General features: G+C 59.3%; 26 protein-coding genes and 1 tRNA gene. 12 read left to right on the forward strand and 15 right to left on the reverse strand.

Going from position 1 to position 24,642, the window contains the following annotated elements:
• Positions 1–8: 8 nt before the first annotated feature.
• Genes RBH77_RS02435 through RBH77_RS02455 form a run of 5 tightly spaced genes read right to left on the reverse strand, consistent with a single transcriptional unit; the run spans position 9 to position 4,857 of the window.
• Positions 9–806, reverse strand: coding sequence for a purine-nucleoside phosphorylase (locus tag RBH77_RS02435; protein ID WP_311030567.1), 798 nt, complete (start codon positions 804–806; stop codon positions 9–11).
• A complete protein-coding gene (gene cdd / locus RBH77_RS02440; RefSeq protein ID WP_311030568.1) occupies positions 803–1,195 on the reverse strand; it encodes a cytidine deaminase in 393 nt (130 codons plus the stop codon). Before cdd ends, RBH77_RS02435 begins: the two co-directional genes overlap by 4 nt.
• 22 nt (positions 1,196–1,217) lie before the next feature.
• On the reverse strand, positions 1,218–2,189 hold the full coding sequence (locus RBH77_RS02445; RefSeq protein ID WP_311032401.1) for an ABC transporter permease: 972 nt from the start codon (positions 2,187–2,189) through the stop codon (positions 1,218–1,220).
• Positions 2,189–3,328, reverse strand: coding sequence for an ABC transporter permease (locus RBH77_RS02450; RefSeq protein WP_311030569.1), 1,140 nt, complete (start codon positions 3,326–3,328; stop codon positions 2,189–2,191). Before RBH77_RS02450 ends, RBH77_RS02445 begins: the two co-directional genes overlap by 1 nt.
• A complete protein-coding gene (locus RBH77_RS02455; RefSeq protein ID WP_311030570.1) occupies positions 3,325–4,857 on the reverse strand; it encodes an ABC transporter ATP-binding protein in 1,533 nt (510 codons plus the stop codon). The genes RBH77_RS02450 and RBH77_RS02455 overlap by 4 nt, the downstream gene beginning before the upstream one ends.
• A gap of 210 nt (positions 4,858–5,067) precedes the next feature.
• On the opposite strand from RBH77_RS02455, the gene RBH77_RS02460 reads away from it, so the two are divergent.
• On the forward strand, positions 5,068–5,505 hold the full coding sequence (locus RBH77_RS02460; RefSeq protein ID WP_311030571.1) for an acyl-CoA thioesterase: 438 nt from the start codon (positions 5,068–5,070) through the stop codon (positions 5,503–5,505).
• Positions 5,502–5,714 carry a SlyX family protein gene (locus tag RBH77_RS02465; protein WP_311030572.1) on the forward strand — a complete coding sequence of 71 codons (213 nt, stop codon included), beginning with the start codon at positions 5,502–5,504 and terminating at the stop codon, positions 5,712–5,714. Before RBH77_RS02460 ends, RBH77_RS02465 begins: the two co-directional genes overlap by 4 nt.
• 66 nt (positions 5,715–5,780) lie before the next feature.
• Here the strand turns inward: RBH77_RS02465 and RBH77_RS02470 are convergent, their stop codons facing one another.
• The 3 genes from RBH77_RS02470 to RBH77_RS02480 all read right to left on the reverse strand — a co-directional run bounded on the left by RBH77_RS02470 (position 5,781) and on the right by RBH77_RS02480 (position 7,995).
• Positions 5,781–6,773, reverse strand: coding sequence for a BMP family lipoprotein (locus RBH77_RS02470; RefSeq protein WP_311030573.1), 993 nt, complete (start codon positions 6,771–6,773; stop codon positions 5,781–5,783).
• Positions 6,774–6,975: 202 nt separating this feature from the next.
• Positions 6,976–7,647 (reverse strand): peptide-methionine (S)-S-oxide reductase MsrA, encoded by a 672-nt coding sequence (gene msrA / locus RBH77_RS02475; protein ID WP_311030574.1) that lies wholly within the window; start codon positions 7,645–7,647, stop codon positions 6,976–6,978.
• A 30-nt stretch (positions 7,648–7,677) separates the two neighbouring features.
• Positions 7,678–7,995, reverse strand: coding sequence for a hypothetical protein (locus RBH77_RS02480; RefSeq protein ID WP_311030575.1), 318 nt, complete (start codon positions 7,993–7,995; stop codon positions 7,678–7,680).
• A gap of 148 nt (positions 7,996–8,143) precedes the next feature.
• On the opposite strand from RBH77_RS02480, the gene RBH77_RS02485 reads away from it, so the two are divergent.
• Positions 8,144–8,233: transfer RNA gene (locus RBH77_RS02485), tRNA-Ser, on the forward strand.
• A gap of 331 nt (positions 8,234–8,564) precedes the next feature.
• Here the strand turns inward: RBH77_RS02485 and RBH77_RS02490 are convergent.
• Together RBH77_RS02490 and RBH77_RS02495 are read right to left on the reverse strand one after the other, a co-directional pair.
• Positions 8,565–9,230: a hypothetical protein gene (locus RBH77_RS02490; protein WP_311030576.1), complete on the reverse strand. Its 666-nt coding sequence runs from the start codon at positions 9,228–9,230 to the stop codon at positions 8,565–8,567.
• A gap of 76 nt (positions 9,231–9,306) precedes the next feature.
• The gene (locus RBH77_RS02495) at positions 9,307–9,999 is read right to left on the reverse strand and encodes a hypothetical protein (protein ID WP_311030577.1); all 693 of its coding nucleotides are present in this window, start codon (positions 9,997–9,999) and stop codon (positions 9,307–9,309) included.
• A gap of 208 nt (positions 10,000–10,207) precedes the next feature.
• Between RBH77_RS02495 and RBH77_RS02500 the strand changes: the two genes are divergently transcribed.
• The 4 genes from RBH77_RS02500 to RBH77_RS02515 are packed head-to-tail and all read left to right on the forward strand — an operon-like array spanning position 10,208 to position 16,674.
• Positions 10,208–11,707 carry a type I restriction-modification system subunit M gene (locus tag RBH77_RS02500; RefSeq protein ID WP_311030578.1) on the forward strand — a complete coding sequence of 500 codons (1,500 nt, stop codon included), beginning with the start codon at positions 10,208–10,210 and terminating at the stop codon, positions 11,705–11,707.
• On the forward strand, positions 11,697–12,896 hold the full coding sequence (locus RBH77_RS02505) for a restriction endonuclease subunit S (RefSeq protein WP_311030579.1): 1,200 nt from the start codon (positions 11,697–11,699) through the stop codon (positions 12,894–12,896). The genes RBH77_RS02500 and RBH77_RS02505 overlap by 11 nt, the downstream gene beginning before the upstream one ends.
• Positions 12,893–15,937, forward strand: coding sequence for a type I restriction endonuclease subunit R (locus tag RBH77_RS02510; RefSeq protein WP_311030580.1), 3,045 nt, complete (start codon positions 12,893–12,895; stop codon positions 15,935–15,937). Before RBH77_RS02505 ends, RBH77_RS02510 begins: the two co-directional genes overlap by 4 nt.
• Positions 15,937–16,674 carry a M48 family metallopeptidase gene (locus RBH77_RS02515; protein ID WP_311030581.1) on the forward strand — a complete coding sequence of 246 codons (738 nt, stop codon included), beginning with the start codon at positions 15,937–15,939 and terminating at the stop codon, positions 16,672–16,674. The genes RBH77_RS02510 and RBH77_RS02515 overlap by 1 nt, the downstream gene beginning before the upstream one ends.
• 92 nt (positions 16,675–16,766) lie before the next feature.
• On the opposite strand, the gene RBH77_RS02520 is transcribed toward RBH77_RS02515, so the two are convergent.
• On the reverse strand, positions 16,767–17,129 hold the full coding sequence (locus tag RBH77_RS02520) for a hypothetical protein (RefSeq protein WP_311030582.1): 363 nt from the start codon (positions 17,127–17,129) through the stop codon (positions 16,767–16,769).
• A gap of 215 nt (positions 17,130–17,344) precedes the next feature.
• Here RBH77_RS02520 and RBH77_RS02525 point away from each other — a divergent pair, with 215 nt between their 5' ends.
• Together RBH77_RS02525 and RBH77_RS02530 are read left to right on the forward strand one after the other, a co-directional pair.
• Positions 17,345–17,635, forward strand: coding sequence for an HGGxSTG domain-containing protein (locus tag RBH77_RS02525; protein ID WP_311030583.1), 291 nt, complete (start codon positions 17,345–17,347; stop codon positions 17,633–17,635).
• A gap of 92 nt (positions 17,636–17,727) precedes the next feature.
• On the forward strand, positions 17,728–18,537 hold the full coding sequence (locus RBH77_RS02530; RefSeq protein ID WP_311030584.1) for a hypothetical protein: 810 nt from the start codon (positions 17,728–17,730) through the stop codon (positions 18,535–18,537).
• Between the two features lie 124 nt (positions 18,538–18,661).
• Here RBH77_RS02530 and RBH77_RS02535 read toward each other — a convergent pair whose 3' ends face one another.
• The 4 genes from RBH77_RS02535 to RBH77_RS02550 all read right to left on the reverse strand — a co-directional run bounded on the left by RBH77_RS02535 (position 18,662) and on the right by RBH77_RS02550 (position 22,056).
• Complete coding sequence (locus RBH77_RS02535) at positions 18,662–19,723, reverse strand: bifunctional DNA primase/polymerase (RefSeq protein WP_311030585.1); 1,062 nt, start codon at positions 19,721–19,723, stop codon at positions 18,662–18,664.
• A gap of 205 nt (positions 19,724–19,928) precedes the next feature.
• A complete protein-coding gene (locus RBH77_RS02540) occupies positions 19,929–20,132 on the reverse strand; it encodes a helix-turn-helix domain-containing protein (protein ID WP_311030586.1) in 204 nt (67 codons plus the stop codon).
• A gap of 197 nt (positions 20,133–20,329) precedes the next feature.
• Positions 20,330–20,866, reverse strand: a complete 537-nt coding sequence (locus RBH77_RS02545) for a hypothetical protein (RefSeq protein WP_311030587.1) — start codon at positions 20,864–20,866, stop codon at positions 20,330–20,332.
• Positions 20,866–22,056, reverse strand: a complete 1,191-nt coding sequence (locus tag RBH77_RS02550; RefSeq protein ID WP_311030588.1) for a tyrosine-type recombinase/integrase — start codon at positions 22,054–22,056, stop codon at positions 20,866–20,868. Before RBH77_RS02550 ends, RBH77_RS02545 begins: the two co-directional genes overlap by 1 nt.
• A 414-nt stretch (positions 22,057–22,470) precedes the next feature.
• On the opposite strand from RBH77_RS02550, the gene RBH77_RS02555 reads away from it, so the two are divergent.
• The 3 genes from RBH77_RS02555 (at position 22,471) to RBH77_RS02565 (ending at position 24,582) form a co-directional block, all read left to right on the forward strand.
• Positions 22,471–23,400: a VOC family protein gene (locus tag RBH77_RS02555; RefSeq protein ID WP_311030589.1), complete on the forward strand. Its 930-nt coding sequence runs from the start codon at positions 22,471–22,473 to the stop codon at positions 23,398–23,400.
• Between the two features lie 11 nt (positions 23,401–23,411).
• Positions 23,412–24,035, forward strand: a complete 624-nt coding sequence (locus tag RBH77_RS02560; protein ID WP_311030590.1) for an alpha/beta hydrolase — start codon at positions 23,412–23,414, stop codon at positions 24,033–24,035.
• Positions 24,036–24,120: 85 nt separating this feature from the next.
• Positions 24,121–24,582, forward strand: coding sequence for a YidH family protein (locus tag RBH77_RS02565; RefSeq protein ID WP_311030591.1), 462 nt, complete (start codon positions 24,121–24,123; stop codon positions 24,580–24,582).
• The last annotated feature ends 60 nt before the right edge of the window (positions 24,583–24,642 follow it).

Raw genomic sequence — 24,642 nt, forward strand, 5'->3', positions numbered from 1 at the left:
CTTGACGTTCATGCGATTTCTCCGATCGCTTCGCGAAGGATGGCTGCAAGCCGCGCGCCGCCAACCGGCGCCATATCCTTCGTCTCCTGATGGGAAAGTTCTGCGCCGGTCATGCCGGCGGCGAGATTGGTGATGACCGAGCAGGCCGCCACGCGAAGCCCGAGAAAGCGGGCAAGGATGACTTCCGGCACGGTCGACATGCCGACCGCGTCGGCGCCCAGCATGCGGATCATGCGGATTTCCGCCGGTGTCTCGAAGGACGGACCAGAGAGCCACATATAGACGCCGCGATGAAGCGGAATGCCGGCCCGTTCCGCCGCCTTGCCGAGAGCCTTGCGAAGGTCGGTGTCATAGGCGCCGGTCATGCCGACGAAACGGCGGTCGCTCGGCTCGCCGATCAGCGGGTTGGCGCCGGAAAAATTGATATGGTCCTCGATCAGCATGACCGAGCCGGGCGGCATGTCTTCCCTGAGCGACCCCGCTGCGTTGGTCAAAAGCAGCGTCGTCACGCCGAGCCCAGCGAGGATTTCGAGCGCCGGACGCATCGCGGCGGCATCCCCATGCTCGTAGTAATGGACACGGCCGGCCAGCATGAGCACGGGTTTGCCGGAAAGCCTGCCCGCGACCAGTTCGCCGGTATGGCCGCTGACGCCGCCCCGCGGAAAGCCAGGCAGGTCGGCGTAGGGGATGCGGATCGCGTCTTCGACCGCGGCCGCGAGGCTGCCGAGCCCGGAGCCCAGCACCAGCGCCGTCGTCGGCTGTAGCCCGCGCAGCCTTTCGACCAGAAGGTCGATGGCCGGTTTCATTTCAGCGTCTCGCGGCTGAAGCCGAGCGGCAGCATCTCGCCCATCGTCACTGTCTCCACGATGCCAGTATCATCGCACAGATGAAGCTTCGTGTCCGCCGCCGCGAATTCCGCGAGCCGCTGGCGGCAGCCGCCGCAAGGCGTAATGCGGGCCATTTTTTCGGCGACGACCGCAATCTCCGTTATCCGGCCGCCGCCGCCCATGACATAATGGCCGAGCGCGGTGGTTTCGGCGCACCAGCCTTCCGGATAGGATGCAACCTCGATATTGGCGCCGGCATAGATACTGCCGTCTTCCGTCCTCAGCGCCGCTCCGACGGGAAAGCGTGAATAGGGCGAATGCGATTTGGCCATCGCGGCCCGCGCCGCTTCGAATAGGTCCCTGGACATTATCTTCCCTCGGGCGTTCGCCCTATCTTTCCTTCACGTAGGGCACGCCGCCGGCACGCGGCGGGATGGCCTTGCCGATGAAGCCGGCGAGCAGCACGCAGGTGAGGATATAGGGCAGCGCCTGCATCAACTGTACCGGCAGCTTGCCGATACCCGGCAGCGCGATGCCCTGCCAGCGGATCGAGATGGCGTCGAGGAAGCCGAACAGCAGGCAGGCGAACATGACCGGCACCGGCTTCCACTTGGCGAAGATGAGCGCGGCAAGCGCGATGAAGCCGCGTCCCGCCGACATCTCCTTCACGAAGCCGGCCTGCTGCGCGATCGACAGATAGGCGCCGGCGAAACCGGTAAGCACGCCCGTGCAGATCACCGCGCGATAGCGGAGCCACGCCACCGAAATGCCTGCCGTATCCACCGCCGCCGGATTCTCGCCGACGGCGCGCAGTCGCAAACCGAAACGCGTGCGGAAAAGCACCCACCAGGTGAAGGGCACCATCAGGAAGGCAAAATAGACGATGATCGAATGGCCCGAGATCACGTTCGAATAGATCGGGCCGATGATCGGGACCGGGCGGATGGCGTCGGCGAACGGAAAGGCGATGTCGCCGAAGCGCGCTTGGCCCGAGACCGACGGCGTGCGCCCGCCCTGATGAAACCAGGCCTGGCCGAGGATGACCGTCGAGCCGGAAGCGATGAAGTTGATCGCCACGCCGGAGACGATCTGATTGCCGCGATAGGTTATCGAGGCGACGCCGTGGATGAGCGACATGGCGATCGAAACGACGATCGCCGCGCTCAACCCCACCCAGGCCGAACCGCTGACATAGGCTGCGGCCCCGGCGGCGAAGGCGCCGGCCAGCATCTTGCCCTCCAGCCCGATGTCGAAAATGCCGGATCGCTCCGAATAGAGGCCGGCGAGCGCCGCCAGGAGCAACGGAACCGAGACGCGAACCGTGGCGTCGGCGATCTGCACGAGGACCGTGTAGGCTTCCATCATGATCCCGTTCCCGCCTTGGCTTCCACACCGACGGAGCGGGGACTGAGGCTCGCGAAGATCGTCTGTATCGCCGGGCGGAACATATGCTCCAGCGCGCCGGCGAAGAGGATGACCAGCCCCTGGATGATGACGATCATGTCGCGCGAGATTTCGGGCATCTCGAAGGAGAGGTCGGCGCCGCCCTGGTAGAGCATGCCGAACAGGATCGCGGCCGGGATAATGCCGAACGGGTGAGAGCGCCCCATTAGCGCAACTGCGATGCCGACGAAGCCTGCGCCGGAGGCGAAATCGAGCGCCATGTGATGCTGATCGCCCATGATGACGTTGATTGACATCAGCCCGGCCAACGCGCCCGAGATCATCATGGTGATGATGATGATGCGCGACTCGTTGATGCCGGCGTAGCGCGCAGCCTCGGGACTGAAACCCATGGTGCGCAGCTCGTAGCCGAAGCGGGTACGCCAGACCAGAAGCCAGACAAAGACGGAGGCGGCGAGCGCCAGCAGGAAGGAGACGTTGAAGGGTGCGGTGCGCACCCGCATGCCCATCCATTCGAAGATGAAGCCGAGTTTGGGCAATTGCCCGCCGGGCAGGAAATCACGCGTCTGCGGTGCCTGCGAATGGAACGGCTTCAGCGGGCCGACGAGGAGATAGACCATCAGGCTCGCGGCGATGAAATTGAACATGATCGTCGTGATGACGATGTGGGAGCCGCGCTTCGCCTGAAGATAGGCGGGGATCAGCGCCCAGAGCGCGCCGAACAGGGCGCTGGCGATAATCGCCAGCGGAAAATTGATCCACCAGGGAAAGATGCCGTCGAAGGCCAGACAGACGATCGACAATCCGAGACCGCCGACATAGGCCTGCCCCTCGCCGCCGATATTGAAGAGGCTGCAATGGAAGGCTATGGCAACCGCCAGCCCGGTGAAGATGAAATTGGTGGCATAGTAGAGCGTGTAGGCTATGTTCTGGCCGCCCCCCAGCGCACCATCGACAAGGATGACGGCCGCGTCGAACGGGTTCTCGCCGACCAGAAGCACGACGAGACCCGCGACGAGAAACGCGACGATCAGGTTGATCAGCGGGATCAGGCCATAATCCACCCAGCCGGGCAGCCTGGCATATGGTGCGCTCATTCCGCCGCTTCCTTCGCCTCGACGCCGGCCATCAGCAGGCCGAGTTCGCCTTCCGTGGCGTCCGGTCCGCGCTCGCCGACGATGCGGCCGTCGAACATGACGAGGATGCGGTCGGAAAGCGAGCGTATCTCGTCGAGTTCGACCGAGACCAGCAGTACGGCCTTTCCCTTGTCGCGCATCTCGATCAGGCGCTTGTGGATGAATTCGATCGCGCCGACATCGACGCCGCGTGTCGGCTGGCCGACGATCAGCACGCCCGGGTCCTGCTCCATTTCGCGCGCGAGCACGATCTTCTGCTGGTTGCCACCGGAAAAATTCGCGGTTTTCAGACGAATGTCGGCTGGGCGGATGTCATATTTCTGGATCTTCTCCACCGCGTCCTTGCGGATAGCCGGAATATCGAGGAAGGCGCCGTTCAGGTATTTCTCCTGATCGTGGTAGCCGAGGATCGAGTTCTCGTTCTCCTCGAAGGCGAGCACGAGGCCGACATGGTGGCGGTCCTCCGGCACGTGTGCCAGACCGCGCTCCCGCAATTCACCCGGATCGGCATTGCCGGTCACCCGGATGGGCTTGCCGTCGAGCATCACGCTGCCGGAGACGGCATGGCGGATGCCGGCTATCGCCTCGATCAATTCCGATTGCCCGTTGCCGGCGACGCCCGCGATGCCGACGATCTCGCCGGCACGCACGCCGAAGGAGACGCCGTCCACCATGGTGACGCCGCGAGAGTCCTTGACCGTCAGGCCGTCCACGACAAGCTTGTAATCGCCAGGCTTCGCCTCGCCTTTTTCGACGCGCAGCAACACGCGGCGCCCGACCATCAGTTCCGCCAGTTCGCCGACCGTCGTTTCAGCGGTTTTGCGGGTAGCCACCATCGTGCCCTGACGCATGACCGAAACATTATCTGTGACGGCCATGATCTCGCGCAGCTTGTGCGTGATGAGGACGACCGTCTTTCCCTGTTCCTTGAGCTGGCGCAGGATACGGAAAAGGTGATCCGCCTCCGCCGGCGTCAAGACGCCGGTCGGTTCGTCCAGGATAAGCGTTTCGGCGCCGCGATAGAGCGCTTTCAGGATTTCGACCCGCTGCTGCAATCCGACCGGTAGCGTCTCGATGATGGCGTCGGGGTGGACCTCCAACCCATATTCACGCTCCAGGCGTTGCAGCTCCGAGCGCGCCTTGGCGATGCTGGCCCTCAGCAATGGCTCGCCCTCGACGCCGAGGATCACGTTTTCGATAACCGTGAAATTATGCACCAGCATGAAATGCTGATGCACCATGCCGATACCCGCGGCGATGGCGTCGTTCGGCGTCGCGATCCTCGTCGGCTTGCCGTCGACGCGGATTTCGCCGCTGTCGGCCTGGTAGAAGCCGTAGAGGATTGACATCAGTGTCGACTTGCCGGCGCCGTTTTCCCCGACGATGCCATGGATCGTGCCCTTCTCGACCGCGAGATGGATATCGCGGTTGGCGCGGACGGCGCCAAAACTCTTGTTGATGCCGATCAACTCGATCGCGGCTTCAGCCATCCACCGTTCCCCGAAGGATTTTTATCATTTGGTCAAAGATTAGCATGGCGCTTCCGCGCTGCCAATCGACACGCCGCTCCCAAGGGGCTGTCAACATCAAGAACCCCGCCACCACTCTCGACAAATCGAGCATCGCTTGTCAATTTCGGAAACCATGACAAATTCCCAAATCTCCACGTTCACTCGCTGCACGAACGGCCAGGCGAGGCCATGAGTGAGCGACCCGCGCCTTCGATACGCGATGCCTACCGGGTGTTCCGCGCCATCCCGACGCGGTGGCTCGACAACGACATCTACGGCCATATGAACAATGCGGTGCATTACACGCTGTTCGACACGAGCGTGAATTGCTGGCTGATCGAGAACGGCCTGCTCGATATCCACGGGGGCGATCGGATCGGGCTGGTTGTGGAGACGGGCTGCCGCTATTTCGCCGAGATGGGCTATCCGGACATGATCACGTCCGGGCTGAAGGTGGCGAAGCTCGGGACCTCTTCCGTACGCTACGAGATCGGCCTGTTCCGCAATGACGAGACCGTCGCCGCGGCGGAAGGCTTTTTCGTCCATGTCTATGTCGATAAGAAAACACGCAAGCCGGCACCGCTCGAAACACCCTTTCGCCGTGCGCTGGAAGGGATAAGCGCATGAGCGCGGCAGACGAGGACCGGCTGACCCGGCTTGAGATCACCCTCGCCGAGCAGGAAAAGATCATTGGCGAGCTTTCGGCGGAGATCGCCGGGCAGTGGAAGACGATCGAACGGATGCGCAAGAAGCTCGATACGCTGGCGGAGCGCTTTCTCGAGCTGGAGGAGCAGGCGCGGCCCGACGTGCCGGTGACGAAGCCGCCGCATTGGTAGGCATCGCCGCATGAAAAAGGCCGCCGGCTCTAAGCCGACGGCCTTCCTGTCTATATCCGGTGCTGCTCAGTAAGGGCAGGCATTGTCCGACATATAGTCGTGGACCTTGATCTTGCCGGAGATGATGTCGGCTTTGGCCGCATCGGCCGCCTTCTGCATTTCCGGCGTGACCAGCGACTTGTTGTTGTCGTCCATGGCGTAGCCGACGCCGTCCTCGGCAAGGCCGAGATTCTCGACGCCGAAGGAGAACTTCCCGTCCTTCGCGTCCATGAAGGCGTTGTAGACGGCAACGTCGACATGCTTGACCATCGAGGTCAGCACATGGCCGGGCTGCAGACCGTTCTGGTTGGAATCGACGCCGATGGCGAGCTTGCCCGCATCCGCCGCCGCCTGCAGGACGCCGACGCCGGTGCCGCCGGCCGCCGCATAGACCACGTCCGCGCCCTGATCGATCTGAGCCTTGGTGATTTCACCACCCTTGGTCGGGTCGTTCCATGCCGCCGGGGTGTCGCCGGTCATGTTCTGGATCACCTTGTCATCCGGCTTGGCGGCCTTGACGCCGCCGACATAGCCGCAGGCGAATTTGCGGATCAGCGGCACGTCCATTCCGCCGACGAAGCCGACCGTGCCGGTCTTGGAGGCGAGCGCCGCCATCACGCCGACGACATAGGAGCCCTCATTCTCCTTGAAGACGATCGAGCGCACGTTCGGCAGGTCGACGACGGTGTCGACGATGGCAAACTGGGTGTTGGGATATTCGGGCGCCACCTTCTTCAGCGCCTGCTCGAAGGAGAAGCTCATCACCACGATCGGGCTGTTGCCGTCCTCGGCGAACTTCTCCAGCGCCTGCTCGCGCTGCGTGTCATTGGAAATCTCGAAATCGCGGTAGGCGATGCCGGTCTCCTTCTTGAACTTCTCGGCACCGTGGAAGGCTGCCTCGTTGAAGGATTTGTCGAACTTTCCGCCCAGATCGTAAATGATGGCGGGTTTGATGTCGGCGGCAAAGGCCGGAAGGGTCATTGCGGCTGCGGCCAGAAGGCCGAGAACGATACGCTTCATGTGATCCACACCCTGTCGGTTGTCTTTTTCCCAATAATATTGCGCCCCGACATCCTCTTATGGTTGCCGGCGCGGCCCTGGCAGGGATTCCTACCCCCGCTTGAAAGGCACTTTTGCATGACGCAGCGCAAATTACACGCGGATTTTTTGACCGTCTGGAAAACGGCGCGCCAGCTGGTGAGCGCGTCCGCAACCCCCGTGCTCAGGAAGCGCCGACCGCCACTTCGGGCGCCGGATAACGGACGCCTGCTCCCCGTAATACCGAACTGTCGCCCGGATTGCGGCTCAGATATTGCTGGTGCTCGGCCTCGGCGAAGTAGAAGTCGGAAGCAGGCTCGACCACGGTGGTGATACGGGCGAACCCTGCCTCTCGCAGCGCGGCCTGATAGGCATCGCGTGCAGCAAGTGTCGCCGCGTGCTGGTCTTCGGTCGTCACATAGATCGCCGAGCGATAGATCGTTCCGATATCGCTGCCCTGGCGCATGCCCTGTGTCGGATCATGGTTCTCCCAGAAGAACTTGAGCAGTTCCCCATAGGGAACGGTCCCAGGGTCGAAGACGACGCGCACTGTTTCGGCATGGCCGGTCAGGCCGGTGCACACTTCCTGATAGGTGGGGTTCGGCGTCGAACCGCCAGCATATCCGACGGCCGTGACCCAAACGCCCGGTATCTTCCAGAAAAGAGCCTCCGCGCACCAGAAATTACCCATGGCGAACAGCGCTATTTCCATGCCTTGCGGATAAGGCTCTTTCAGGGGCCGCTTCGAGGCGCGATGCCTTGTCGCCGTGCGGATCGGCCGGGCGTGGCCCGGGAGCGCCTCGCCGGCCTTCGGCAGATGCAGTCTCTTGTTCAGCATATCGCTCAGGAAAAACATGCAAGGCTCCAGGAAACGCTTGTTGCCCGATCATTCGGCGGCAAAGTCGCCGTGCCGCTCGGGACGGTGCCCGATCGCGTAAAGAAGAAGAGCAAGCACGGCAAAGACGATCGCGCCCGGTGCGGAGAGAAGCCACACCGCGACAATATCCCAGAGGAGCGGCCAGCGGCCTTCCACCATCGCCCGCAGACTATCCAGCGTAGCGGGCGACAATGTCTTCCAGCTCTCGCCGAGTGGGGTCAGAACCAGCCTCGACATCGCCACCGATCGGGTGGCATCGAGAACCGCCAGGATCACGGCCAGCGCCAGTGAGATCGTGGCGAGAAGACGAAAGACAAATCGGATCATGGCAAAGCGTAGCCGCGCCGCCGCCGATCGGCAATGGCGGGGAAAGGGCCAAAAGCCGCGTTCGCAGCGCTTGGCATTCCGGTTCGGATCGACTAGATGAGCCGGGGTGCGGGGATCAAGCCGGCAAAACGGCGGATATCCTGGCCGCGGAGAGGTGGCCGAGTGGTCGAAGGCGCACGCCTGGAACGCGTGTATACGGGCAACCGTATCAAGGGTTCGAATCCCTTTCTCTCCGCCAAATTTGTTCTCTAAGCAATTGTTTTAACATACTTATCCTGATAATTATTATCTCATCCCCACTTCTTTCCCCAATCGATGGATCGGGTCCCATCTCCGGGCGACCGCATGACGCAACCCACCGGGGTGCACCCGTCCACTTTATGAGCGGGTCCCTCCGATTGCCTACATACTAATCAAGGAGCGCGATTTTAAAACGAGTTCCAGCCGGTCCATCTTTTTGCCCGGCGATGGATCGGATTAGGCTCCTATGGCTCGATGCCATCGAGGGCTTACCCACTCCCGAAGCACGGTGCATACGCCGTGGCGAAAGCGGGGGAAGAAATATCATTCTATTTATGACTTTTGACCACTCCTAGCACGTTGCTGGAAGTATACGTATCCAACCACGACATGCTCGTTGCCTCGGTTGCGCCGATAGGTATCAGCGAGAAGCTGCGAGCACTGGAGCATTCGTCCGGCGAAGGAGCAGGCAAGTCGCGCGCTGACCTGAGGGTAGTTTCGGGAAACTGCGTCCTGAAAGCCAATTCTATTGCGGGAGACGCCTGATCGTAGAATGCGATGTCTCTCTGACTAGTCGTTGTCGCAGCAGTTTTGATCAGAGCCTTAGGCACGCCACTGCAGGCAACGAAAAACGTCGGGCTTGTTGTGCCGGGAACCGAGACTTCGTACCCAGCCTTGGACGCGACATATGACCACTTTATGGAAAGCTTGGCTCCAGCTTCGATAGGGCTGTCAGGCGGCTTAACGTCAGAACCACAGTCGCTTGAAGGGTCGACGGTGAGATCATCAACCGCCATAGGTTCGCTAGGTGGCGTTTTCTTGTCGTCGCAATAGTAAAACGTCACAGTTTTTCCGGACGGATGTCCGTAAAAAAAGCCAATATCATACGATTTCTTGACAAAAGCAAAAATCTTCTGAGTGGTGACGTAAATTGTACCCTGCTCTCCTTTATTCAATTTCGACAAAAATTTACTGAAATCTTCCTGCCTATTCACCTGCTTTATGTCCGAGGCCGATTGTGCGTTAGCCGGGTGCTGCAGCAGAGCTAGAAGACATACCGCGCAAACAATCCTAATCATCGTCCACGTCCCTTGTCACATCTCGAATGCCGATGATATCTCCCGTGGATTGATTTCCAATGACGAGAAATCCCTCTTTCTTAGATTCCTTGTTATTCGCCACCCCGGCGGCAAGTGGGCAGATTGTGTAGACAACATTATTTGCAGTTGCAATTACGAGTACGAACCGCTGCTTCTGAAAGCAATCTTCGATTGCCGCCGTGCGGCGGAGGGGTAATCTAAATGAGGATTCATTTAAGCTCCGCCTGAACGCAATCTGTGCTCCGTGGAGCTCCCAAATGTTATCTGCCTTCTTTGTAGCTTTTGCCTCGGCAACGCTCGCGACATATGGATATGCGATGACTACAAAAGCAACGCTGAGTACAACTATTCCTGTATTGCTTTTAATATATTTTCTTGCATGGAGATATATATTGTCAATTATAAAATAAACTGCAGTGATAAATATTATTAATATCAGTATAGGAATTATAATAGCGTAGCTGAAGAAGACATTTGCCGAATATGATAAAACTATAGGAAGTGGAAGATCAATTTCGTGAATTGATATACCAAAAATACTTAGGAATTTTGAAAGATAAATTATTCCTGCAAAGTATATAAACACCACTGGTTGCAGAACCAGAACCAATTCGATGAGCCGTTCTGTAAATTTATCGGCACCGACGCCCCGCACGCTTGGCATTGCATGCTGTCCCCCAAATTGGGCCGGAGGTTAACATAAACGCGAGACAAGAGAAATGCGTCGCTCGGTCTGTGGCATCTTTCGTTGGCAATCCCTTTGCGCGTTCGAGATAGCTAACGCTATGCTGGACTGTTCATTTTGGCGTCCTTATTGAGGCTGGTTACGCAGGCGTCAGGCCGGCGCGAGTTTCACAGCGTATGCGAATTCCATGGCCAGGCTTTCACAAACAGAACTTGAACGGCACCTTTGGGGCGCGGCAGACATCCTTCGTGGCACGGTCGATGCCGCAGACTACAAACAGTACATTTTCGGTCTGCTGTTCTATAAGCGCCTGTGCGACGTGTGGGACGAGGAGTTCGAGGCGCTTCTGGCCGAGACGGGCGACCGGGAGGAAGCCGCTGATCCCGATGAGCACCGCTTCCACATTCCGAAGGAACACCGCTGGGATGCCGTGCGCCAGCAGTCGACCCTGATTGGCCAGCGGCTGAACAACGCGCTGAACGCCATCGAAGATGCCAATATCCGGCTGCGTGGCGTGTTCGGCGATGTGGATTTCGCCAATCAGGACCGCTTTTCCGACGCCCTGCTGGAAAAGCTGCTCGCGCATTTCGAGAAGCACCGGTTGCGCAATGTTGATGTTCCCGCCGACATGCTGGGCGACGCCTACCTCTATCTCATCAAGATGTTCGCCGAGGGCGCGGGCAAGAAGGGTGGGGAGTTCTACACGCCCCGACAAATCGTACGCCTTATGGTTGAGATCGTCGAGCCGCGTCCCGGCATGTCGATCTACGATCCGACCTGTGGCTCAGGCGGCATGTTGCTGGAGGCGGTCCAGTATCTGAAGGATCGGGGCGAGGATGCCCGCACCCTGTCGCTCTATGGGCAGGAGAAGAACTTCGCCACGTGGGGCATCGCCGAGATCAACCTGTTCCTGCACAATGTGGACGACGCCTTCATCGCCAAGGGCGACACGATCCTTTCGCCGAAGCGGTATGATCCCAAGGCTCATGAGTTCGTGGAGGGCATTGGAGCCTATGACCGGGTGCTGGCCAATCCGCCATTCTCGGAAAAGGTGTGGGGTTATGAGGTCTGGCAGAACGGCGATCCGTTCGGGCGCGATGCCTATGGTTGCCCACCGAAGGGCTATGGTGATCTCGCTTTCGTTCAGCATATGCTCGCCAGCCTAAAGGATGACGGTATGCTGGCGGTGGTCGTGCCACATGGCGTCCTGTTCCGTGGCGGGGCCGAGGGGCGCATCAGGGAGGCCATGCTTGCCGCAGATGTGATCGAGGCCATCGTGGGCCTCGCTCCCAACTTGTTCTATGGCGCGGGCATCCCTGCCGCCCTGTTGGTGTGCAGCAAGGCCAAGCCTGCCGAACGACGAGGCAAGGTGCTGATCGTCAACGGCGACACCACCTTACAGCCGGGTAAGGCGCAGAACTTCCTGACCGACGATCACGTCCGCACGCTGGCTGATGCCGTCCATGGCTTCGCCGATGTCGAGAAGCTGGCCCGCGTCGTCCCCATCGCCGAGATCGCCGCCAACGGCCACAACCTCAACATCAGCCGCTACGTGCAGACGGGCGCGGATGCCGAGGCAGTCGATGTCGCTGCCGAGGTGGTCAAACTGCAAGCTCTGATCGCCAAGCGCAACGAAGCCGAAGCCGTGATGTTCAGTCACCTGCGGAGGCTCGGCTATGTCGAGTGAGGTGCCGAAAGGCTGGGCGGCGCAGCAGCTTGGTCAGGTCGTCCGGGTCGTCACAGGAAAAACGCCGAGTACGAAAGATGACAGGTTCTGGAATGGCAAAGTGCCATTTGTCACGCCTAGCGACATCGGAGATAGCCCGTGGTGCGATACGGTTGAGCGCCACCTTTCGACCCTCGGGGCCTCAACGGTTTCGACTGCACCTGCTGGCGCAGTCCTGTTTACTTGCATCGCCTCTATCGGAAAGTCTTGCATTCTCTCAGAACGTTCGGCCTTCAACCAACAGATCAATGCTTGCATCCCCGGCCCTTCGACCGACAGCTATTTCCTTTACAGCCAGTTGCAGGCTATGGGCGACGAAATCAGGCAGTTAGCCGGAACGACCGCCGTCCCGATCATCAACAAGTCCACGTTCTCTACCATTCCAATCTGGCTCCCACCGCTCGACGAGCAGCGGCGGATCGCCGAGGTTCTGCGGTCGGTGGATGAGGCGATTGCGGCGGCGGAGAACGCCGTCGTGCAAGCCAACACCGCGCTCCATTTGAACGCTGAAAAGCTGCTTGTTCATGACTTAACGGAGACTGCGAACGAGCGCCGGTTGGTAGATTTGATCGCATCGCTTGATGCAGGTGTTAGTGTCAATTCCGAAGGGCGACCTGCGGCTGATGGTGAGATTGGAATACTCAAGACAAGTTGTGTCTCTGGTGGGTATTTTGATCCCGACGAAAACAAGGTCGTTCTACCTGACGAGGTGGCGCGAACCCGCGTGCAGCCAACGGCCAACTCCATCATCATAAGCCGTATGAACACCCTTGACCTTGTTGGGGCGAATGCCTTTGTCGCAGAGGATTGCCCTGATCTCTATCTGCCTGACCGGTTATGGCTGCTGAAGACCAAGCCAAACATTATGTGTCGATGGTTGGCCTTCTACATGAAGACCGTACGTTTCCGTGCGCAGATTGTGGACATTGCCAGCGGCACGAGCGGCTCCATGAAAAATATTTCCAAAGCCCGACTTTCGGACATCGCGATGCACGTTCCGGAATACACGGAGCAGGAACGCGCCGTTGACATATTGACGGCAATGGAAAGCGCCATGTTGTCTGCTCAAGCTGTCGCCCGATCCTATAGAGAAATGCGCCAGTCTCTCATGTCCGACCTCCTCTCGGGTCGCGTGCGGGTGCCCGCATGAGCGAATACCGCCTCGCCGAGAAGCCCGCGCTCGATATGCTGGCGGCACTGGGCTGGCAAGTGTTGCCCCCAGCACAGGCTCTGGCGATGCGCGAAGAGGAAAACCGCACCATCCTGAAGCCTGTGCTGATCGACGCGCTACGCACGCTCAACGGCATTGGTGCGGAGGATGCCGAGGCGATCTACAATGACCTTGCCACTCTGTCTGACAACGAGGAGTGGCAACGCAAGCTGCGCGGCGGCTATTCGCGTCGTCTGACCGGTGAGAACCGCGACCGTCCGATTGCGCTGATCGACTTCAAGAATCAAAGCCGCAACATCTTCCACGTCACCAACCAGTTCCGTGTCGCAACCCAGCGTCCGCGCATCCCTGACATCGTGCTGTTCGTGAACGGTATCCCGCTGGTGGTGATCGAAGCCAAGTCCCCGCTGAAAACCACGGCCAAAGCCGAGGAAGCCTTCGAGCAGATCAAGCAGTATGAGCGGGACATCCCCCGACTGTTCTATTCTAATGCCTTCAATCTCGTTACCGATGGCATGGCGACGCTCTATGGTGCGACGGGCGCATCGTCGCAGTTCTATGCCTTGTGGCCTGACGCATGGCCACGTCACCGCGACGAGTTCGCCGACAACCTCGCCAAAGACATATGGTGCCTGTGCGAGCCTTCGCGGCTACTCGACCTTCTGGCACATTTCATCGTGTTCGAGACTGATCCGGAAACGGGCCGGAAGATCAAGAAGGTCTGCCGCTATCAGCAATTCCGCGCCGTCAACAAGGCTGTGTCGCGTGTCGCGTTAGGTGAGCATCGTAAGGGTCTAATTTGGCACACGCAGGGCTCGGGGAAGAGCCTGACAATGGTGTTCCTTGCCCTCAAGCTCAAAACCCATTTGACGCTGGACGCGCCAACGCTGGCGAACCCCAACATCCTTGTGTTGACTGACCGGATCGACCTCGACGATCAGATCAGCAAGACTTTTGTCGCCTGCGGTCTGCCGAACCCAACACAGTGCGGATCGGTCGCAGCACTGCGCGAAGCGGTCAACCGGGGCGGCAACGGGCAAATTCTGCTCTCCACCATCTTTAAGTTCGCCGGGTCAAAGGAGCCGATCCCGAACTCGGGCGACTGGATCGTATTGGTGGATGAAGCGCACCGCACGCAGGAAAAGGATTTAGGTGCGTTCTTGCAGGCGACCCTGCCGGACGCGCATTTCTACGGCTTCACCGGCACCCCGATCAAATCGACCGACAAAGACACCTACGCTCGGTTCAGCATCGCGGGGGAAGGCTATCTCGACAAGTATGGCATCGACGACGCCGTGCGCGATGGTGCCACCGTGCCGATCCTCTACGAAGGCCGAAAAACCGATTGGGCGATCAATGAGGCCGAGATCGACATCCTGTTCGACCGCTGGTTCGTGGACCTGCCCGACGACAAGCGCGATGAACTCAAACGCAAGGGCCTGACCGTCGCCAGCATCGCCAAGCACCCCGAACGCATCCGGCTGATCGCGATGGACATCTGGGTGCACTTCAAGACCGTCTGCCAGCCGGACGGCTTCAAGGCGCAGATCGTTGCCGTGGATCGAGAGGCGGTGATCCTGTACCGCGCCGCACTCTCCACCGTCATCGCCGCTGACCTACAACGCGGCGGGATAGAGGTCGAGGCCGCTCAGGCGAAGGCCGACGCCATGATCGCCTGTGTCTATTCCAAAAGCCAAGAGGACAACAAACCCAGCGAGAACCTGGAGATCGCTTTGCTGCGGGCCGAACTGGAGGCGCACTACCTCGACAATGCCGCCGAGAAGGACGTGAAGAAGCGGTTCAAGGCCGTGGGGCAAGACCCACAATTCCTGATCGTCTGCGACAAGCTGCTGACCGGCTTCGACGCGCCCGTCGAACACGTCATGTACCTCGACAAGCCGCTGAAGGAGCATAACCTGCTTCAGGCCATCGCCCGCACCAACCGCACCTGCACGGTCAAGCTGCCGAATGGCGGCGAGATCGAAAAGCCCAACGGCCGGATCGTCGATTACATTGGCGTAACCAGCCATCTCGACGACGCGCTGCAATCCTACCGCTCCGAGGATGTCGAGAACGCGATGCGCGACATCGCCATTCTGCGCAACGATCTGAAGGAAGCCCATGCCCGCTATCGTGCCCAGAAGCGCGCCATGGGGCTGGAGGGCATGGACGAGAAGGCTGCGGCCTATGCAGCCGCCAAGATTGCGGCAGGTGGCCGGGAAGACGACTGGTTCGATCTCCAGCGGCTGACCCGCGCCTTCATCGGGGTCTATGGTGACCTGTCGCCCGATCCGGCGATCCTTGAGTTCACCGCCGAGGTGAAATGGGCCGCCGCCTTCCTGCGGCTGGCTACACAGGCGATCTCGAAAGACGAAAGCCTTGATCACAGGAGCTACTCGGCCAAGATCAGGGAAATGCTGGAGCAGCATGTGCATGTCACCGGCCTATCCACCACGATCCGGCTGCGCAACATTACTGATCCGAACTTCGCCGACGATTTCGATACCGGCGAAAAGTCAGAGGACGAGTTGCATGAGGCGTTCGTGCGCAAATCCGCCGAGCTTCGCCGCATCACCCGCGAACTGGTGGACAAAAATCCGGCACAGTATGGCCGTTTCTCCGAACGGGTGCTGGAGATCATCCGCCGTTTCGAGGAAGGTCAACTTGCCGCCGCCGACGGCTTGCGCGAGTTCGAGGGCCTGACCGGCCACATTCACGCCGAGCAGGGCGCACATGCCGAACTTGGCATGGACGAGAACGCCTTCTCGATCCTGCGCATCATTGAGACCATCGTGCCTGATGCCGACCACGCCGCGTTACAGGATGCCGCTATCGCTATCGGTACGGTCTATGCTGATGCCGCCGCGAGCCAGCCTGCTTTCGCGCACATGGACGCTTATCTGCGCAGCCTTCGCCAGCAGGTCCGGCGCATCCTAACCGAGCATGGTATTGGCGAGACGAAGGCAATCCGCGAGAAAGTCGAGGAGTTTGCCATTCACGCCTATGGAGGCGGTGTCTGATGCCGACGTTGCAGATCGGCCGGAAGGAAATCCCTTACGAGCTTCGCCGCTCGGCTGCGGCAACGGAGCGTCGTATCACCGTCACGCCGGGCCATGTGGAGGTGCTGGCACTTACCAGCGACAAGGACGACGACATTGCAGGCTTTTTGACACGTAAGCGTCAATGGGTATTCAACACCGTGCGCGAGATGGAGCGGATTACTGCCAGCCGCCATGCCGTGCCCCGCTTTATGACCGGCTCGAAGATACCGTATCGTGGGCGGAAAATGCCGCTGACCGTGCGCCGGACCGACGCCGACCTAATTACCACCACCTACCGCAATGGCTTCATCGTCGATCTGCCGCATTGGGCATGGAATGAGCTCGACCGCGTTGTTGCCACCGAACTCAAGCTCTGGATGAGGCGGCGTGTTCGTCGGGACGTGAAGGAAGTTGCTACTACCTATGGAACGCGGTTCGGCCTCGTTCCCCGTTCGATTCGCGTTGCGGAATTTCCAAACGGATGGGGATCGTGTGGCCCGGAAGGCAATATTCTCGTTAATTGGCACCTGATCTTCGCGCCGAAGCAGGTGCTGGACTACGTTGTTATTCACGAGCTTGCCCACCTCAGGCATCGCTCTCATCGGGAAGAGTTCTGGACTTTTCTGAGGTCCATATCACCCGATTTTGAGCGGCCGAAGGCATGGCTTGAGGCTAACCAAGGCACGTTGACTTCCGATTTCTTGATCGTCGTCTAGGGTGGCGACTGCGGAAATCAACGGTGTTTTGCCTGCCGGAAAGGGGAGCCGAGGAAGGCAGTCAGGGTGATCGTCCCGACTAGACGCAGAAATCAGATCGTTACACTTTCCGGCGGCGGCACGGTGCACAGATCGATGCGCGACAATTTCCCGTCCTTTAATGCGGCTATTGCTGTGCAGATCGGCCGATGATCCTGAGACAGCACTACGCAAGGGCCACCGCCATAGGCCGACCAATAGTCCAGTTCTGCGATTGTCTCGACGCCACTCTGTTTCAGCGTCTCCAGCTTGGCCGTCATGTATTCGGTAAACTCCTCCTTCGAGGAAATTTCCGCGAGCACAGACTGCGACGCGTAATGGAAATCATCGGCCAAAAGCGGCAGAAAATGGCTTATCTGCAGGGTATTGATCATTTCCGCATAGGCCTGCAAAGCATCTTCCGCAGTCAGCCTCATGACGCCTCCTGATTTTTCTATGATGGGATGGTGTTGAGGGTAGAACATTATGCCAAAAAGCATAAGATTTCCAGATAGATCAAATGCTTATCGTAGATATGGGTAGAGCAGAAACCACCGCTTCCGGTGCAGTTTCGTGCCGATTCACATGGAGAGGGTAGCATCGTAATATCGGGTTGAATTGGAGAGCCCGCCAGACGAACGGGATCAATCCCATGATCGGTGACCCGCAGACCCCAAGCCAGACGAAATGGCATTTCGGCATTGATTGGCCGGGGAAGAGATGTGGCGCGAAGACGCGTCAAGGAACGGCGTGCCTGAAGCCGGCACTATCAGGAAGAAAGCGTTGTCAGCTCCACGGAGGCCGTGCCGGTGCGCCGACCGGTATGCGGAATGGCAACTACAAGCACGGCCGCAACACGAAAGAAGCGATAACCACACGCCGTGCCGCGATAGCTCGCATCCGGGCGCTGGTCGCCCTCGGAAAAGCGGCTGGGCTCTATTGATCTGCCGTGTAAGTTGTCTGTGCGGCCTGTCGTAGGGCGGTATCGGCCACCGGGCAGATGGACAATTCACCGTAAATGTTTACCCTCGACTTATGGGGGAGCATCCGGCGCATATTGTTTTCACGCTGGACACGAAAGAGCCTATTGAAATCGGCGATTTCGTAAAGGCGTTTTCCGGCCTTGCCGACGAGTACAAGCGGCATGTGCACGAGGTCGCTCCCGACCTCTCCGAATCCTCACATATGTTCGTCCGCAAGATTGAATCCGGCTCGATTGTCGCCGATCTGGTTCCGATCATTCACGCGATCATCAACGATATGGACAAGGCCTTAGTCGTTGAAGAGTTCGTCCGCAAATACGGTGGCCGATTCCGTGCTTTGATCGCGGGCAACAGAAATGATCAGCCACGTACAAAAGCAGAGTTCCAGTCGTTTTCCGACACGATACAAGCCATCGCGAACGACCCGAAGGGCAGCGCAATCATAGAGGCGGCGGTCTTCAAAGATGGGAAAAAAGAAATAACGGCGGCATTCAGGTTCAACAGCCAACAAGCTCGTGAAGCCCGACTAGAGATCGAAAGCCGGCGGCGCGAGATGGAGAAGCAGGAGGCATCTGATCACGAACGGGTGCTTATGGTCTTTACTCGCTCAGATGTGAATAAAGCCGATATCGGCAAACGCTCGGGAGAACGCGTCAAGATTGAAGAAGTTTCGGACAAATCCCTTGCCCTGATGTACGGTTCGGCATTGGCCGAGCATCGGATTAAGCATGAAATCCGAGAGGCTGACGAGAACGTCTACAAGAAGGGCTTCGTCGTGGACGTGAACGTGCGACGAAGAGAAGGCAGGCCAGTAGCTTATTCCGTTACCAACCTTCACGACGTGATTGACCTGCCCGAATAGCTCGCATCTTGCGTTCGCTTGCACGGCAGAGAGCCCGCTATTTTGCTGTGTCGGGCCTTCCGTTCGTGTCTCCAATTCGGAGACGAACATAACGGGACAGTAAGTCCCGCCCCTTTCAGGAGAGCTATGCACACCATCTGTACTGGCTGAGCATACGCCTTGTTTTCGTCTTTCCCCCGGTTCTGATGAGACTGATCAGGCCATGCCGGATAAGAACGTCAATTGCGTCAGCCACACGATTTGATCCCCAGCCAAGCACTTCAGCGGTCGCCTTCTGCGGGATCGTAAAGGTGTCTTTATGGGAAACGTTCGCCCGCAAATATGCGTACAGGTAGAGCGCCCCGGGAGCAGACTTGAAAGATTCGATCACGTCCTTCCCGAAAGGAAGAAGAACCTTCTGTTCACCGCGAACGAATAGCCTGTCTTCGGACTTATATTTGATAACGCTCTCGGCAATTCCCGCGACCTCATGGGTAGGGAGAGGTTTACGGAACCCCCTATTCAGTTCAATCGCGCGAGCACGTATGTTGTCCGCCGAAAGCCTGCTGGCCCTGCGAAGCAACTCACGAAACAGCGCGTCGTTTCGCTCTCCTTTATCTGCTTCAGCAATGTGGGCCGGCACTTTCCCCTTGGCCGCTGTAGACACGACTGTGTGCCCAGCAGCTTTCGCCGATTGGACGGCGGTCTTCATCATAGTTGCCGCGAGAAGCGTTTTTCGGTTCTGCGTTTCCTCCGTCAGCCAATCCGTCAAATATTCTACGGCACGCTCATCCACGAACGGCACGTCCTGAAATTCATGGTCCAGCAGACATTCTTCAGGCCAACGATAGGGTTTGCCCGTGGACGGGTGAACGCCAACCACGACGCAAACCTTGTTGGCGCTCAGGATGTCCACCTCACCATAGTGTTTCGAACCAATGGGCCATCGAAGGCGATAGAAAAGCGTTCTTCTGGGCCACTGGCCGACGCGGATGAACGGGGTTGCCCCGAGCGCGCCGCGTACCATAGCCTCAATTCTGTAGGCACGATCTTCGTCATCGGCGTCGATATCGATTGCAAGCAACTTGCCTGTACGTACACCTAAATTGGCTTCAGCAATCTCCTTTTTCTGGATGAAGTTACGGATCGCCTGCTGACCGAGAGGACGGCTGTTCCAGTTTCGCACAGCCGGCTTCTTGCCCGTCAACGGTACGGGTTGGAATCCGCGCCGGAGGGCGCTCAGCGCACCGTCGCCAAACGGGCCAGCAAACGTGACCAGCCCGAGAGAACCGGCATTGTCTTTGTTTTCATGCGGGAGCGTGACAGGCCCGTCCGCCGAAGGTGTGGGGGACGAGTCGCCGTTTGTCCGAAGCGGCTGGCTATCAGGCCCTACGCGCAAGGAGGCTGGCCTACTAGCCGTGCGTACCCGAGCGCTTGGCCACCGTAGGCAAGGTGGTCAGCCACCTGTCCGCGTCAGATTTCAGGATGAGGGTACGTTTGCCGAGCTTGCGGGCAGGGAGCCGCCCAGCAGCAATCTCGGCATACGTCTTGGTCCTGCCGATGCCGTAGCACCGGCAAAAATCATTGATTGTGTAGGCCTGAATATATGTCAGCATATCCGTCACCATTCAGATGGATATGCATGTGATCGCAGGAGGAGATGCCGCTTTCTACGAAAACAAATCTCGATTTAATTACGGAATTTATTGCGAGGAGAGGCAGAGAACCGGTAGAGACGCATGGCAGGGGCATGCTGTATCTCTTGCAACCTTCCGAGCATTTCACGCAGATGTTGCTATAGCGTCCGATTAACTTAAGCTTCTTCCTCTTCAATGGCATTCTGGAGGTCGCTCATCGCCTGCGCGTAGGCAGGGTCGGCCTTAATCGCAGCCATGTCTCGCTCGAAATCGTCCCAAAACGCCTGCCGTTCCTCAGCCGGCAAGCTATCGAATTCATCCTGCCACGCCTGATGATGAGCCTGCGCCGCCGCCATCTCACTTCGGTAGGAGCGGACCAGATTTTCAATGGTGCGCTTTTCTGATCCATATTCATCCGCCAACGCGGAATAAGCCTGACCAATGGGCGTTGGTTTCCCGTCTTTCCCCTTCCTATTCCTTATACGTTCAAATTCCTGACCGATCTCATGCCAGAGCGAATCAAGCCGCCCCCCATGAGGGCGACCGCGTAGCGCCTTTACATTAGGATCGAGGATGTCGGCCGCAATCTGACCGATGCCACCAAGCAGGCGAAGCTGCTCCGCCAGATACTCGCGTGCGGCATTCTGCCCGCGCTCCTTCCTGAGCCAGTGATATGTGGCAGCCTGCGGATCATCATCAAGGAAGTCTGTCATCAGGCACTCTTCAGCGGGACAATTTTCGCGCTCTTTTCATCGCCATAATTCGCCCATGACTGCATGAGATCGCGGCGCTTCGCAAGCGCATCGGTCCGCCGATAGGCCTGTTCCGTAGCATCCCCCACACGATGGGCGAGAGCCGCTTCAGCGATCTCACGAGCGAAGTGCGTTTCATCGCCCGCCCAATCCCGGAACGATGACCGGAAGCCGTGAACGGTGTAGTCGTTCGCCTTCATCCGACGCAAAAGCATTTCCATGGCCGCCGACGACAGCGGACAATTTGTCCGGTGGCCCGGAAATACGTATTCCGAGACGGGCGTTTCCTTGAGCGTTTGTATTAGGGAAAGAGCCTGATCAGAGAGCGGAACGCGATGTTCCCGACCAGCCTTCATCCGATCAGCGGGAATCGTCCATATCCCTTGCTCCAGATCGAATTCCGACCATTGAGCATGGTAGACCTCTCCGGACCGTGCAGCGGTCAGGATCAGAAACTCCAGTGCCCGAGCCGCCATGGCCTCCGAGGCACGAAGCCGGGCTATGAACGCGGGCAACTGCCTGAATGGCATGGCCGCATGGTGCCCTCGGGATAGACGCTGCCGGGGTGGCAGCACATTCTTCAGGTGGCCACGCCAAAGCGCGGGGTTTTCCCCTGTTCGCCAGCCCTTTGCCTTCGCGAAGTCCAGTACGCGTTCGATGCGGCCACGGAGGCGGGAGGCGGTTTCCGGCTTATCCTGCCAGATGGGGTTGAGCACCGACAACACGTCGTCGGTGGCAATCAGCGAAACGCGTTTCGAGCGTATGGGCTGGCAGTACTCCGTCAACGTCATGCGCCACTGCGCCCGGTGCTTCTCGTTGCGCCACGAGCCTTCCATCGATGACAGGAACTGATCGGCACATTCACCGAATGTCGGTTCGGCCGTCTTGTTTCGCTCGGCAATAGGATCGCCGCCCGCCGCAACCGCTTCCCGGCATTTGCCCGCTTCGGTCCGTGCGTTTGCGAGCGACACAGCCGGATAGGCACCCAGCCCCATTTCGCGCCGCTTTCCTTGCCGTACCCACATGAACAGCCAAGATTTGGTGCCCGATGGTGAGACGTTCAAATAGAGGCCGCCGCCGTCGCTGTGTCGGCCCGGCTTCAGGTTTGAAGACCTCGCCTTCACTTCGGAGAGCTTGTGCAGTTGCGCCATTCCATCCCCACTTTCTTCCCCATTTATGAGTGGGGATAATCGCGTATGATGATGGACCGTGGCGAACCGAATGGCAAGCCGGATGCCAGAAATCTGGGCGTCTCACGAACTTCCGAGAACAATGATGGCCAGTAGTATGTCGGACTTTCTCTCCGCCACTTCTTCCTAAGATATTATAATTGTTCTGTTTTCTATGGATCTAGGCCATCGTTCTCATGACGGCGGCTTCATGGCTGCATCGATGGAAATCGCCATAGGTCCATTATTTAATACCATCCTGAGCAATCCCGTCTTCAATTATTGAACAGACAATCCGGGATAGCGCCTCTTTCTTATCGACGACGGCCGATTAGCTTTCTGTGATCGAGAGCGCCGATCCTGTTCTATGGGAGATCGGCCAAGAGGAGAAGAAAGATGATCGAAGGGATCAAGGGGCTCCACCACGTCACATCGCTTTCAAGCGACGCGGTGCGCAACAATGCCTTCTTTACCGACACACTTGGGCTCCGCAGGGTGAAGAAGACCGTCAATTTCGACGCGCCGGAAGTCTATCATCTCTATTACGGCGACGAGGCCGGAACGCCGGGTTCCGTCATGACCTATTTCCCCTTTCCCGGCATCGCTCGCGGCCGGCCCGGCACCGGCGAGGTCGGCGCCACGGCCTTCTCGGTGCCGGCCGGCGCGTTGGAATTCTGGAAAAAGCGGCTCTCCGGGATGGGCGTCGACGGGTTGAAGGAAGACGAGAGCTTCGGCGAAAAGCGTCTGCACTTCAGCGGCCCCGACGGCGATGGCTTCGTGCTGGTCGAGGCCGGTAATGACAAGCGCGCGCCATGGACGGGCGAGATCGACGCCGACCATGCGATCCGCGGCTTCCATTCGGCTTCGCTCAGGTTGCGCGACGACGGCGCCACGGCCGAGCTTCTGCGCTATATGGGCTATCAGCAGATTGACGCGAAGGACGGCGTCACGCGCTTCGGCATCGAAGGCGGCAATGGCGCCGATTTCGTCGATGTCGAGACTATGCCCAATATCGCCATGGCCGACCAGGGCGCGGGCTCGGTCCACCATGTCGCGTTCGCCGTCAAGGATCGCGCCAAGCAGCTTGAGGTCCGTCAGGCTTTGACCGACACCGGCTACCGGGTGACGCCTGTTATTGATCGCGACTATTTCTGGTCGATCTACTTCCGCACGCCGGGCGGGGTACTCTTCGAGGTGGCGACGAACGAGCCCGGCTTCGACCGCGACGAGGACAGGGCGCATCTCGGCGAGGCGCTGAAGCTGCCGACGCAGCACGAGCACTTGCGCGCATTCCTCGAGAAGCACCTGCAGCCGATCACGGATTGAAGGGCACTCTCATGACCACCGATATCTATACCTACGACGAAAGGAAGGGCGCCCCGGGCGGCGTGCTTTTCCTGACCTTCCACGGCACCGGCGGCGACGAGCACCAGTTCACCGGACTTGCCGCGCAATTGATGCCCGATGCGACGATCATTTCGCCGCGCGGCGATGTCTCCGAATATGGCGCGGCGCGCTTCTTCCGACGCACCGGCGAGGGCGTCTATGACATGGCCGATCTGGCGCTTCGCACCGAGAAGATGAAGCGTTTCGTGTCGGGCCTGAAGGCGGAGCATTCGCCGTCGCGCGTCATCGGGCTTGGCTATTCCAACGGCGCCAACATCCTAGCTTCGGTGCTGTTCGAGGCGGCGGATCTGTTCGACGATGCGGTGCTGATGCACCCGCTCATCCCGTTCGAACCGCCGGAGAATCCCGGCCTCGCGGGCACACGCGTGCTCATCACCGCCGGCCGCAACGATCCGATCTGCCCACCGCCGCTGACGGAGAGGCTCGGCGATTATTTTCGTCGCCAGGGCGCGGAACTACGGCTCCAATGGCACGGTGGCGGTCACGGGATCGAACCAGGCGAGATCGCGACGATCCGCGATTTTCTCGCACGGAACCGGGCGCCGGCCGGCTGATCGGCAACGCAATCGGCCGTTCGGACGTATACTTGCCGATACCACCGCTCGCTCACAATAGGCAGGCGGTGGCAGCGAGGCTCCCATGGCTGAAGAACACGAAGCGAAGCAGATCGAGATGATACGGCGGATGGTGGCGTTCGCCGAAAAGCAGACGAGCTATTCGCTGCAGCGCTCGGAGATGTCGGAGGTGCGCTCTTACCAGAATGCCGAGCGTACCCTGTCGGTCTGGATACGCACGGCGCTGGCGCTGATGATCTGCGGCCTCGCCATCGACCGCTTCGGATTGATGGTCGGCGAGAGTACCGGCCCGACACGCGGCCTGCCGCTCGACCGGATATCGTCGTGGACGAGCATCGGGCTGGTGCTGTTCGGCGTGATCATGGTGATCACGACCGGGCTGCGTTTCCTGGCCTACGCCCGGGTGTGGCGGCGGCGACATGAGCTTCCGGCCTATCACGGGCCGTATCTGGCGTCGTTCTTCGCCCTGATGGTGGCGCTGTTCGGGCTGGTGTTGCTCGCGATCATGATGACGGCCGACGCCTGACGCGCGGTCCCCGTCCGGTCCGCTCGGGCTTCCTATCCTCATACGCATGCGCTACCACGC

The sequence above is a fragment of the Mesorhizobium koreense genome (assembly GCF_031656215.1).
GTDB lineage: Bacteria > Pseudomonadota > Alphaproteobacteria > Rhizobiales > Rhizobiaceae > Mesorhizobium_L > Mesorhizobium_L koreense.